11 protein-coding genes are annotated in these 11,267 nt (G+C 48.1%); 1 reads left to right on the plus strand and 10 read right to left on the minus strand.

Features of this window, described 5'->3' with window-relative positions; all coding sequences use genetic code 11:
* From AB5H98_RS10955 to AB5H98_RS10970, 4 genes are all read right to left on the minus strand, one after another.
* On the minus strand, nt 1–564 hold a 564-nt coding region (locus tag AB5H98_RS10955; RefSeq protein ID WP_367925937.1), incomplete at its 3' end, for a metallophosphoesterase.
* On the minus strand, nt 561–2,492 hold the full coding sequence (locus AB5H98_RS10960; protein ID WP_367925938.1) for a BMP family ABC transporter substrate-binding protein: 1,932 nt from the start codon (nt 2,490–2,492) through the stop codon (nt 561–563). The genes AB5H98_RS10960 and AB5H98_RS10955, both read right to left, overlap by 4 nt.
* Before the next feature lie 45 nt (nt 2,493–2,537).
* Complete coding sequence (locus AB5H98_RS10965; RefSeq protein WP_367925939.1) at nt 2,538–3,872, minus strand: hypothetical protein; 1,335 nt, start codon at nt 3,870–3,872, stop codon at nt 2,538–2,540.
* Nucleotides 3,869–4,363: a hypothetical protein gene (locus AB5H98_RS10970; RefSeq protein WP_367925940.1), complete on the minus strand. Its 495-nt coding sequence runs from the start codon at nt 4,361–4,363 to the stop codon at nt 3,869–3,871. Before AB5H98_RS10970 ends, AB5H98_RS10965 begins: the two co-directional genes overlap by 4 nt.
* A gap of 143 nt (nt 4,364–4,506) precedes the next feature.
* On the opposite strand from AB5H98_RS10970, the gene AB5H98_RS10975 reads away from it, so the two are divergent.
* On the plus strand, nt 4,507–5,010 hold the full coding sequence (locus AB5H98_RS10975; RefSeq protein WP_367925947.1) for a pyridoxamine 5'-phosphate oxidase family protein: 504 nt from the start codon (nt 4,507–4,509) through the stop codon (nt 5,008–5,010).
* A gap of 64 nt (nt 5,011–5,074) precedes the next feature.
* On the opposite strand, the gene AB5H98_RS10980 is transcribed toward AB5H98_RS10975, so the two are convergent.
* The 6 genes from AB5H98_RS10980 to AB5H98_RS11005 form a co-directional block, all read right to left on the minus strand.
* Nucleotides 5,075–5,695 (minus strand): hypothetical protein, encoded by a 621-nt coding sequence (locus AB5H98_RS10980; protein WP_367925941.1) that lies wholly within the window; start codon nt 5,693–5,695, stop codon nt 5,075–5,077.
* A gap of 75 nt (nt 5,696–5,770) precedes the next feature.
* Complete coding sequence (locus AB5H98_RS10985) at nt 5,771–6,616, minus strand: carbohydrate ABC transporter permease (RefSeq protein WP_367925942.1); 846 nt, start codon at nt 6,614–6,616, stop codon at nt 5,771–5,773.
* 12 nt (nt 6,617–6,628) lie between these two features.
* Nucleotides 6,629–7,513, minus strand: coding sequence for a carbohydrate ABC transporter permease (locus AB5H98_RS10990; protein WP_367925943.1), 885 nt, complete (start codon nt 7,511–7,513; stop codon nt 6,629–6,631).
* A 31-nt stretch (nt 7,514–7,544) separates the two neighbouring features.
* Nucleotides 7,545–8,888 carry an ABC transporter substrate-binding protein gene (locus AB5H98_RS10995; protein WP_367925944.1) on the minus strand — a complete coding sequence of 448 codons (1,344 nt, stop codon included), beginning with the start codon at nt 8,886–8,888 and terminating at the stop codon, nt 7,545–7,547.
* Between the two features lie 117 nt (nt 8,889–9,005).
* Complete coding sequence (locus AB5H98_RS11000) at nt 9,006–10,574, minus strand: AraC family transcriptional regulator (protein WP_367925945.1); 1,569 nt, start codon at nt 10,572–10,574, stop codon at nt 9,006–9,008.
* On the minus strand, nt 10,549–11,267 hold a 719-nt coding region (locus AB5H98_RS11005; protein WP_367925946.1), incomplete at its 5' end, for a sensor histidine kinase. The genes AB5H98_RS11005 and AB5H98_RS11000, both read right to left, overlap by 26 nt.

Genomic DNA, 11,267 nt, shown 5'->3' on the forward strand with positions numbered 1-11,267 from the left:
GATTACCGTTGTCGAGCCATACTGAGCAACGCGCGGGATGTCTTGTCCATAATTCATATGCACATGCCCGTGTACAAAAAAGGAAGGGCGGTAACGATCCATTAAGTCATTGAAGGTTTGAAAACCACGATGAGCCATATCCGTACCATCGTTCATCCCTTGAGCCGGAGCATGTGTAAGCAAGATATCAAAGCCTTTGTTGCGCCACAGCGCATATTTCATGCGCGCCGCCCGAAGCTTCATCTCCCGTTCTGAATATTGAAAATGTCCCGGACGGTAGCGCATGGAACCACCCAACCCCAAAATGCGCACACCACAATAACTGTAAATCTTATCTTCAACACAAATACAGCCACAAGCATCAGGTGGATTTCTTTTATAGGGTTCATCGTGATTGCCGTGTACATAGAGAATGGGGGCATGCGTAAAGGTGGCGAGAAATTCCAAATATTGGGCCTTGAGATCCCCACAGGAGAGAATGAGGTCTATATCTTTCAGTTTTTCCGGCTGAAAAAAGTCCCAAAGATATTTTGACTCTTCGTCTGCAATCGCCAATATCCTCATTTTTCAGCCTCCCCCTCTTTGGCTACTCCTTGAAGATGGACCATGGGTCTGGCCGCCTCGATGAGTTCATCAAACTCCGGAATGCGTCCTTCTACGTTGTCCACCAACCAGTCCATACCAATAATCTCTTCCGGCGCAAAATGGGCGCCTTCTTTTAAACGTACGATCCCGTTCTGGTCCACAATATTACCGGAAAACGGCTCAAACTCACTGGAGCAAATTGCTTTTCGCAAAAGTTCCACTAAGCGGGCAGTCCCCTCAGGAAGACTGCGGGAAACAATAACTTCCACAACACCAGCCGACATTCCCCACCAATAGTTGATCGCTCTGGTGCCGGACACATCACCATCCTCTTTCCAGCGTCCGTCAAAAATACTTTGAATAATCTTGATGTAAAATTCACCCCAATGCCAAAAAGGCATCGCAAGATACTGTTCCTGTCCATCATCTGCAATGCGATAAAGACCAAATTCCCGAGGAGAATCGCTGTCCGGTGCACGCAAATCAATGTTTGAAATCACGCGCACATTCTTTTCACGAAAAGCCTTATCCACATCGCAATCTTTTACCGCAGTCCACTCCAGATGTACTCTGGCACGAGGATTGGTCATTTTGGCTCCCAGTGCAAACGCATTGACTCCTGCGGTCATCCCAAAGGTCGGATAGGTTGCCACATAGCCGATTTTGTTGTCATCGGCAATGGCACCTGCAATAGCTCCCAAAAGGAATTTGGCTTCGTGAATACGACCATAGTAAGTGCGCACATCCGGATGTGTCATATTCAAAGAACAGTTCAAAAACTTTACGTGGGGATATTTTACCGCGGCTTTGAGACTATCCGCCATCAATTTGGGAGTGGTCGTAAACACCACGTCGCAGCCAGCCTTCACTGCTTGTTCCAGCTTGTTCTGCGCGTCTTCACCCATCTGAACGTCGTTAAAACTCAGAGTTTTGACACGGTCCCCAAAAGTTTCTTCCAACTGATTTCTTCCAAATTCATGTGCATAAGTCCAGGCAGAAGTAGCCGGTGTTTTTTCATTCAAAAATGCCACTTTTAAATGAGACGGTCCCACTGGCAGAATTCTTGTCAACAGGCCGCGCGATTGTTCCGGCGCAGGCGACATAGACAATTCCAGTGCCTCGCGTTCTGTCAACACCAATACTTCCTTCCAGATGCGAGACAAATCCTGTGCCATTTCCTGAGTCGTCTTTTGTTTCATTGCCTCGTATCCGTATACATCTATATAGGCCAACATTGCATCGCTGTCCGTAATCGACAGTTTTGCACCGCCTACCGCTTGGAAAGCCGGCGCAAAGCGAAGATAAACCGATGCCAAATCTCGGCGCTCATTCTCCGTCCATGGACGATCCACTGGTCCTGTGGCTTCCAAAAGGCGGGTAAATCTCCCCTCCTCGGTAAACCAAAAATAATTGAGCCGCGTGCGATCGTAAAAAGTCATGAACTCGTAGTAAATGCGATTTTCTTTGCTTTCCGTAGGGACGGGAACAATGCGCGTTACATTGGCCGAAATACTGGTTGCACCCAGATATTTGAGCACACTGACTCTTTTGTTGCCCTCCTGCACGTAAAAGCGATTCATAAATTCATAGACTTTGATAGGATCTCGAATTCCTTCGTTCATCTGGATGCCAAACAATGTCATCCACTTGCGGGCAAATTCGCTATCTTCCTTTAAAAGAGGCATAAAAGAATGAGAAAAGGCTGCTCTTCTTCCCTTTGCCTTGGTGCCTGCAACGCGGTCCGCCGGAATCTCCACCACTCCAATAGGCTGCTCGTATTCCACATCCACCTGTTTCAGAATATCATCTAATACCTGAAGATAAGGATAAATCCCCTGGCTGACGCATTCCCGATAATTTCGCTGCCCCATTTTTACAGCTTTGCGATAATCTTCCAGATAATACAAAATAAATCCCTCGCTTTCATGTGCAAACTCATCGGAAAAGAAAACTCAGGCCCCAATCAGAGATAACGTTGTACTCACGGCACATACTCCCACCAACGCTATTAGCCCCAGCCGAAAACGCTTAGGCGCATCGCTAAGTGTCTGCCACACACACAAAGTTACGAAAAGGCACCCCATCAAGAAAAAGAATGCCGTACGGTCGCCGGACTGCCATACGGTTGGCGAAAAACCAAGCATCGCACGCGATGCAAATCCACCACACAATACTACCCCTGCCATCCAAGCCTGAACGGTATGTCCCAACGCCAGATACAAATCAATTATGCACACCGCAAACACTGCACATAACAATAAGAACGGCAAATAGCGCTTCAGGCTCCAGGCCGTCACCACCGTAACAGTGCCTTTATCAGTCAAACCATTGACAAAAAAAGACAACTTGGGAATCATCTGCGTCAATGGCTGATCTAAAACTCCCAATAAAAAAACACAAGTAACGGGAAAAAGTCCAAGCAAACGGTATATCCATGTGCGATATTTCGACCACACGCCGAAAAACAGCGCCGCACACAATACAAAAAAGACCAGTTCTCGATGGTATACTACGCCAGACAATGCATTTGAAATTCCAAGTTCTGCATTTTGGAAAAAATTACGCATTCCAAAATCGATAAACCAGCTTGTGGTTTCTCCTGCAGCGCGGGCAGCCGTTCCCGGGCAAGTGATTGCATATATCGCATTGGCTACGCAGACGCCCAAATGCGCCCATATGATTCCGTGAGGACGAGAACGCACCGCCACATGCCAAAGCAACAGCCCGACCAAACATATGGCCACCATGACCATAATTTGTTCCATATTGGTCGCATAAAGCATTAAGAGCAAAGAACCTGCCCATTGCCACGCGGGCACCGATTTTCCACGCACACCAGCAGCAATCGACTGTGCTGCGGCCAAAGCCGCCGTCAAAGGCCACACAAATACCAGTGTCGTGCAAATCCACCCAGCACTGGAGAGCTGCGCCCAGTCATAACACAGCACCAATCCGACAGCCATCCAGCTTGCCCGAGGGGATCGTTCCGCCTGAATGAGCCGCGCCGCCAACCACACAGACAAAGTGATCAATATCGGGTCTACCAGGCGCCAAATCCAAGTGGGCCAAGATTCCACAATGCACAGAACGGCCTCCACAAGTGTACGGGCTGACCAAGTGGAATAATGCCAAAGAGAAAAATCCCACAAAGAATACATTTCCAGCATTCCTGCATACATCGGGTCATCACCGGTACCCAGCGTCCACTGCAAATGCAAAATAAACATAACAGCCCACAATGTCAACCACGGCGCTCTGGCATCCTGCAAAATTCGTTTTGCTTTCATTCTATTACCTCCGCGCTGCAACCAGTGCGCACCAACGCATTGTGACCGTCATTGCGGTAGGCGATGCAGATTTCGTATTCTTCCGTCGGATGCGCCAGATGTGAAAGTTTCACCCGTGCGGCAAAACCACCGTATTCTGCCAATGGTAAATTTGTAGCCTGTCGAGCCGCTTCGCTTTTTTGCATCTGGGTAGGAAGCAAAAGATAACTTTCATCTCCGGCATGGTATAATATCACCCGAGTATCCACAGACTCAAAGCGTTCTCCTTCTACAGCCGCATATCCGTCAACACACAAAAGACCGTCCTGAGAAGTACACTCTACATCAAACAAAAAGCCCGATGGCATATCTTCCGTGTAATCAGATGGGTCCACCACCTTCGGAGTTCGCAGTCCAGCGGACCAGAGCAGCGTGAATCCCAACACACCGCATACCGCCAAAACGCACAAAAAAATAACCACCCGCTTTTGCGCGGGGATGAACTGCTGCATATAAAACCTCCTGTGCGGCATTGCCGCATTCCGATTCTATTGTCCAATGTTCCCCGCTGTTTGTCAAGGAAAAGGGGTTGCAAATCTTGTCTGTCGCTTTATAATGAGTAGCAGTAAGATATTTTAAACAGGAGGAATGTTTGATGCGCCCTATGCGCCGTGTGGACCGCCAAACGTCCCAAGAGGACGCGATCCGTATTTTACAGGAAAGTGAAACCGGTTTTCTGGCCACAGTCAACGAGGATGGAAGTCCCTACTGTGTGCCGATGGCTTTTGTATATCTGGACGGTGCGCTGTATTTTCACTGCGCACGCGCCGGGCAAAAGCTGGACAACGTGCAGCGGGACGCCCGAGCCTGCTTCACCTGTGTTCTGCACAGTGCGACTGCCCCGGCTGAATACACCATTTATTTTGCCAGTTGCGTAGCTGAGGGAACGGTGCATGTGGTAGAAGACGAAGCCGAACGTCTGCGCGCCAAACGAGCATTGACAGAAAAATACTGTCCGGATCATCTGGACTGCCCAGCCTATGATCGAATGATGCGCGGTATGCCGGCCATTGTGATCCTGCGTATGGATATCACCGACTTGTGCGGCAAGGCCAACAAAGGACAGTTGCATCATGTGAAAGTACCCGGTGTGGAATAACCGCTTTCTCTTTTATAAAAATATAAAAAGGCCTCCGATTTAAAATCGGAGGCCTTTTTGATTTTTAATACTGCCAAGAGTTAAACTCGAAAGCGTTGGGTGCTTTCTCACCCTTGTCTTCGCTTTCCAAAAGCTCTTTGTACTTTTCGTAGATTTCTGCGGCGCCCTCGGTTTCATAGTAGGGCTCCACACGGCTGGCCTCTGTCAAGAAATGATACACATCTCGGCCCATAGCACGGCCCCGGCGGGTATGCATGTCCAAAGCGTAATCGGGTACCTCAAATTTCTTTCCGACCTCAAAGTCATGAATCAACAGATTCTTCACATGGTCGCTGGACCGCTCCTTCTTCTGACGGCACAGATAACGGATGGCATGCACAAAGAACATGGGACGGTCGCCGTCGTTATAGGGGAACTCTTGACGCATTTTAAACAAAGTATAAATCAACTCTGGAGCCTCGGGATTTCCGAAACCGATATCCTCCACGCTGATGCACAAAAGCCGACGCCACAGCTTTTCCTCAAATTGAGGACTGGTGATGTACATCTCGTAAGCAGCATTCAGAGCATCCTCCTCTTTGCCACGACGAATGGCTTTCTGCAACATTGCCACCATCTCGTCACCAGCATAACCATTGCGGGTCGTGATCTCGGACCAAGGATCATAAGACATAAACTCGCTCATACAAAAACCTCCTGAAAATCAGTCATTCGGCACATACAGGGCCACCGGAAATCCGGCAGCCCTCCTGCGCTTTCGTTATTCTTTTGTAGCGCCTGCACTCAGGCCTTCGGTAATCTGCTTGTGGAAAATCAAATACAGAACCACCGTGGGAATCAACACCACGATGATGGCCGCGGCCAGCGTGGGCCAAGAACCCTGCTGTGCACCGGCATAGTTCATCAAAAAGGTGGTCAGGGTTTTCAATTTTGTCTTGGGCATGTACAAATAAGGTACGTACATGTCGTTGACAATGTTCACGATTTTGATAATGATCACCGTAGCAGTGGCCGGCATCAAAAGCGGGAAAATGATGCGGTAGAAAATACGGAAGTATCCGCATCCGTCGATCAAGGCGCTTTCGTCCAGCGCTTTGGGGATTTTGCTGACGAACTGCATATACAGATACAGTTGCATCAAATCCGACGCGACATAAATGATGATCGGTGCGCCCAAGGTATTGTATAGGCCCAACCCCTCAATCACTTTAAAGCGGGCAATTTCCACCACGAAAGTAGGAACCAGCATGCCCATATAAAAGCAGCCCATGATAATTTTTTTGAAGCGAAAATCGAATCGTTGCAGACAATACGCCGTCACCGAACCGAACAACACATTAAAGAAAATACTGATTACCAAAATGATGCCCGTATTTTTGAAGGCATTGGGCAACAGTTTTGCACCCAGTACTTCCTTATAGTTTTCCCAAGTCCATTCACTCAGAGCCGGTGGAAGAATGGCCGATGTATTGCCCAACTGCACCTGTGTTTTCACAGAAGTAAACAGTGTGACGAGCAACGGGCCAATGACCACTGCAACAATCACCACGGACACCAGATATTTCACGCACAGAATGAGAACACGTTTTGCTTTATCCAAATTCATAACGCATCCTCCTTACTGCCGGAAAACTTTTTTCAAGACTACATTCTGGAACAGGTACACCAGAATTACAATGACCATGATGGCAACTGCCATAGTGGCGGCCATACCGAAGCTGTTATACTTAAACGCAGTGTCGATGGTGTATAGCGTAAAGGTAGAAGAAGCGTAACCCGGTCCGCCATTTGTCATAATGAACGGAATATCAAAGCACTGCAACGTACCGCGAATGCAGTCAAACATAACAAAGCTAAATACCAACCAGATGGACGGAAGTTGAATGCGCCACAATTGTTGCCATGCATTGGCTCCGTCGATGCGAGCCGCCTCCATTACTTCCGTGGGAATAGACGTTAAGCCTGTGGAGAACAGCACAATGTGATAGCCGCTGAATCGCCAAGCGGACACGGACGCCAGCACAAAGTTAACCACCTTGGGATCACTCAGCCAGTTTTGAATCCACCCGCTCAAACCAAGGCTGGTCAGAATGTCGTTGAATGCACCGTTGACCGGCGAGAAAAAGTAGGAAAACGCATAAGACATACCTACGCCGTTGATGATAAAGGGCAGAAAAGCAATGGTCTTTACAAGGCCTGCTCCCTTAAATTTTGTATTCAGCATCACCGCAATGGAGAGCTCAATGGGAATCATCACCATGTGCACAGCCAAATAGATGAAATTGTTACGCAACGAAAGCCAAAGGTCCGGCGATTTCGTAAACATATCAATATAGTTCCCCACACCGATAAAGGTTCGATGTGGGGAAATTCCATCCCAGCTCGTGAAGCTCATGGCGATCAGATCCAACGAAGGATAAACCACAAACATCATAAGTAAGATCACTGGGATCGTCAGTGACAATAGGATGAAGCGGTTTCTGCTTTTTCTGATCGACTTCATATCGCTGTCCTCTTCAATTCAAATGGATCGCTTATTCCATGCCCAGTTTCTCACGGGCAGCGGACCAATCCGCATTCAGTTGGTCAAAAGCGGCTTCCAAATCAAAGCCCTCAGTCAGCATTTCGGTACCGACTTTGTTGTAATCAAATTTGCTCTCGTTCACAATGGCTGTATAGTCACCGGAACCGCCCATATAGGCTACGGTATTCACATTGGTCTGAGCCTCATCCGCATAAGCCATGTACGGATCTTTCTCTTTTTCAGCGGTGGTCATAGTGCTGTCGCTAGACAGTTTCTGCACATAGTCGCCGTAGAAATCATTGAAATAGAACTCGAGGAAGGCCTTTGCCAGTTCGGGGTTCTCAGAGTTGGTGGTTACACCCATAAAGAAGTCGCCCTGAGCGATGTGATTGATTGTTCCATCCTCGCCGGTGTAAGGTACATAGAAGCTCTTCAGCTCGCTCAGATCCACACCGCTGGCTTTAATTTTGGCCAAGCCCATGGAGTTATCGATCATCATACCAGCCTGCTTGTTCAGGAACAGGCTCAAGGTCTGGTCATAGCCCAGTCCGAGAGGATCGCTGCCCAGAACGCCACGGCTCAGCAAATCGTATACTTTTGTGTAAGCTTCGCGAATGGGCTCACCCTCAGCAAAGGGCTCGTCCACAGTCGCCATATAATCCCAGTAGGTGCCGTTGCCGGAGAAGCTGGCCGGAGAGTACTCCATCAAAGGATACATGGGCCAACTGTCCTTCGCACCCATACCAATTGCCATGAAGGAAGGATCATCGGCACCATAGTACTCCTGAAGGGTTTCACAGACAGTTACAAACTCATCCCAAGTCTGAGGAACTTCCACTCCAGCTTCCTCAAACAGGTCAGCCCAGTAATATACATAGTCGCTGGAAATCTTCTCGGGAATACCGATAACTTTTCCATCGTATACGCAATCCGCAGCCAGCACATTGTTGGCAGCAGCCTCAGTATCGCTCAGATCCAGCATATAATCGCCATATACGGAGAAATAGCGAGTCTGCAGATACATCAAATCAGGCAACTCGTTGGCAGAAGCACGAATCTTCATCTGGTTGAAGTACTCGGCGTCATCCTTGAATTCCTCAATTTCCAGTTCGACATTGGGGTACAACTCCTGGAAACGGCCCTCCAGATCCAACTCCTCATAGAAGTCGATGGCCTCATTATCCCAAGTAGCAAAAGTCAAAGTAGCTTTGATATTCGGGTCCAGCTCACCTTCGGCCACTGTGCTTCCGGAAGTTCCGGATGCAGCCGTGCTGCTGGATGTGCTCGCACCACAGCCTGCAAACAGGGCAGCCGCCATGCAAACGCTCAAAACAGTAGCAAAAACTTTTTTCATTGCGTTGTTTCCTCCTAAGTTGAAAATATCTTAGTCCTTTTCACACACCGGATACCCCGGTGACAACATTGAGCATAACACAAAAACTCCGTGTCTTAAAATGACACGGAGTTTGTTTTATTGATATTTTTTTACATTTTCTTTACGGTATTGTTTCGGGGTAGTACCTGTCACCTTTTTAAATACGCGCATAAAGTGTTCTACGTTATTGTAGCCCACAGCATCTGCGATTTGATACATGCGCATATCACTCTTTTCGAGTAAATCCTTGGCCGCTCCAACCCGCAACTGATTGAGATAATCCGAGTAAGAAACCTCGAATCGCTTTTTGAACAGTGTGCAAAAATATTTTTCATTATAGCCGCTGTGATCGGATACCTCTTTCAAAGACAACTCTGCCCGCATGTAATTATCTTCTAGGTATCGCTTGGCCTTCAACACCGAATCCGGAAAACGCTGGTCGTAATTGGACTCAAAATACTCCATGATTCGCCGCAACGCCGATGTAAAGTAAATGACCAAATCCCGCTGGGTCTCAATTCCCCGTATGCGAGCATACAACTGATGATCCAATCCAAGCTTATAAGCAATCTGCATATCGTAAAATCCCATCTCGTAATACAGATTATACAAATAAAGCAATGCAAGCGACTGCCCTTGTGCCAAAGGCAAATCCTGCATAGCACCCACCAGCTCATTCTTATACCGTTCCACCCCGGCAAAATCCGCGTTCATCACCGCACGGATAAACGGCATACAACTTTTTGCCTGACGCAGTGCCGTCACTGGGTCAAACTGTGTATAGTAGCTTTCATCATAGATGCGTCCCGGCCCCAACACGTAGCGCAGAGTCGTATTTGTCTCCGCTTGCTCCAAAACTTTGTAAAACACATCTGCCGGTCGCTTATGAGGGAAGGCAAGCCCCACCGTACAGGAAATATTCATGTAATTTTTCCATGCCTTTTGCACCAAAGCAAAAAACGCCCGTGCCTTCTCCACGGTTCGACCTGGCTGAGTAAGCGAGTAAAATACAAAATGGCGCGACACGTCCAACGAATAAAAACCGTCGGTCTGCTTCATTTGTGGCATCTGCATCACAAGACTGGTCAATGGCTGCGTCAAAGTCGCATGCACATCTCCACCCAGACGTGGCAGTTCCCGGTATATTTCATCCAGGAAAAAGCAGCCAATTACATACCCCTGTTCCAAATCCCCCAACGCATGAGGATCTGCGTTATGAAAAAACACATCGCCAAATATCGTACTCACATTGGTGACACTATCCGCCGGGGCCGTTTCCGTTTGGGAGGGGGGCAATTTTTCCTTTGCCTCGCGCACCAACTCCAGCAGTTTGTCCGAGGTGACTTCCTGCTTGAGCACGTAATCTGCCGCCCCCTTTTTAAACGCCTGCTTGACCTGCGGAAAATCATCAAACGCACTGAGTACCACAATGTAAGGGGACAAACCCATGGCATGTACCCGGTCAATTAATTCCAGGCCGTCGCACACAGGCATCCGAATGTCCGTAAAAATCAAATCTGCCGGATGACGTTCCAAAGCGTCCAAAGCAGCCTTTCCGTTTGGATAACAACCGTCCAGTACAAAGCCCTCGGCCTGCCAATCGACCATCTTTTCCAGTGCCGTGCGAACCATCATCTCATCATCCACAATCATTGCCCGAAGCATTCGCATCCCCCTTTCCATCGGCCAAGGCAGGCAATGTGACATACACGCAAGTGCCCTGTTCCACACCGCTCTTAACCGTCAGGCCATATTCTTCGCCATATTGCAGTTTTAATCTCCGCTGTACATTCCACAATCCAATCGAATGTCCGGTCCTTTCTTTCGGACCTGCTAAACAGGCTCGCACCTGCTCATCGGTCATTCCCGACCCGTTGTCTTTGACACAAATGTACAACACACCGTTTTCTACCCGGCCGGTCAATACGATGGTACCATCTTCTCGTCCATCCAATCCGTGAAAAATTGCGTTTTCCACCAAAGGCTGCAAAAGCAACTTGGGAAGCCTGCAGCAAAGACTTTCCTCTGTAAACTCTTTTTTTACTTCGAAGCTGTTTCCATAGCGGATTTCCATAATTTGAATATATGCATCCAGCAGCCGAACCTCGTCCGTCAACGTGTACCGCCTGTTTCGGTTTCTCAATACGCAATCCAAAATACTCATCAGATTGGCAGCCATGTCCCGAATCGAATCAAATTTTGCCATATCCGCCATAAACCGAATGGTATTGATGGTATTGAGAAGGAAATGCGGATTGATTTCACTTTGCAATGCTTTCAGCTCTTCTTGGTATTTTTCTTCCTCACGGCGACGGTTTTCTTCTGTCAATGTTTGCATCTTTTCGCCGGTTGCATTGT

Origin of the sequence: uncultured Ruthenibacterium sp. (assembly GCF_963558415.1) — a bacterium.
In the GTDB taxonomy this organism is placed as follows: Bacteria; Bacillota; Clostridia; order Oscillospirales; family Ruminococcaceae; genus Ruthenibacterium.

What these genes read in the sequence shown, in the direction of transcription:
- AB5H98_RS10965 (WP_367925939.1), bottom strand. Translation starts at nt 3,872, where the DNA reads ATGAAAGCAAAACGAATTTTGCAGGATGCCAGAGCGCCGTGGTTGACA.
- AB5H98_RS10970 (WP_367925940.1), bottom strand. Translation starts at nt 4,363, where the DNA reads ATGCAGCAGTTCATCCCCGCGCAAAAGCGGGTGGTTATTTTTTTGTGC.
- AB5H98_RS10975 (WP_367925947.1), top strand. Translation starts at nt 4,507, where the DNA reads ATGCGCCCTATGCGCCGTGTGGACCGCCAAACGTCCCAAGAGGACGCG.
- AB5H98_RS10980 (WP_367925941.1), bottom strand. Translation starts at nt 5,695, where the DNA reads ATGAGCGAGTTTATGTCTTATGATCCTTGGTCCGAGATCACGACCCGC.
- AB5H98_RS10985 (WP_367925942.1), bottom strand. Translation starts at nt 6,616, where the DNA reads ATGAATTTGGATAAAGCAAAACGTGTTCTCATTCTGTGCGTGAAATAT.
- AB5H98_RS10990 (WP_367925943.1), bottom strand. Translation starts at nt 7,513, where the DNA reads ATGAAGTCGATCAGAAAAAGCAGAAACCGCTTCATCCTATTGTCACTG.
- AB5H98_RS10995 (WP_367925944.1), bottom strand. Translation starts at nt 8,888, where the DNA reads ATGAAAAAAGTTTTTGCTACTGTTTTGAGCGTTTGCATGGCGGCTGCC.
- AB5H98_RS11000 (WP_367925945.1), bottom strand. Translation starts at nt 10,574, where the DNA reads ATGCTTCGGGCAATGATTGTGGATGATGAGATGATGGTTCGCACGGCA.